The organism is Bowmanella dokdonensis, from assembly GCF_017254865.1.
Taxonomy (GTDB): Bacteria; Pseudomonadota; Gammaproteobacteria; order Enterobacterales; family Alteromonadaceae; genus Bowmanella; species Bowmanella dokdonensis.
The window spans coordinates 1-289 of sequence record NZ_JAFKCV010000371.1; the positions used below are offsets into that span (position 1 = coordinate 1).

1 protein-coding gene is annotated in these 289 nt (G+C 68.2%); it reads right to left on the reverse strand.

The window, feature by feature from the left end; translation table 11 throughout:
- Positions 1–192 (reverse strand): hypothetical protein (locus tag J0A66_RS24020; protein WP_206576093.1); only part of this gene is annotated, 192 nt, incomplete at its 3' end.
- Positions 193–289: the final 97 nt, after the last annotated feature.

Below are 289 nucleotides of genomic sequence, written 5' to 3' on the forward strand. Positions count from 1 at the left end.
GCCCGAGACCGCATCGGCGACCTTCTCGACGACCGCGGCGATCTCTTCGGTGCTGCGCGGAGTGAGCACGTCGCTGCGCGCCGGGGAGGTGCGCCCCCAGCCGGTCAGCCTGCGGAGTTCGCCGAGCAGAACTCCGTCGGAAGGGCCCTGCGGAGCCTGGGCGTTCGAGTGGTGGGGCGTGTTCGTAGTCATCGCTGAGCGATTTTACGCGCAAACGCCCCGCCGGTCGTGGATCCCTCGCTAGTTACAGCTCGCCTCGAGAGGCAGATCACGCATCCGTGCGTCGATC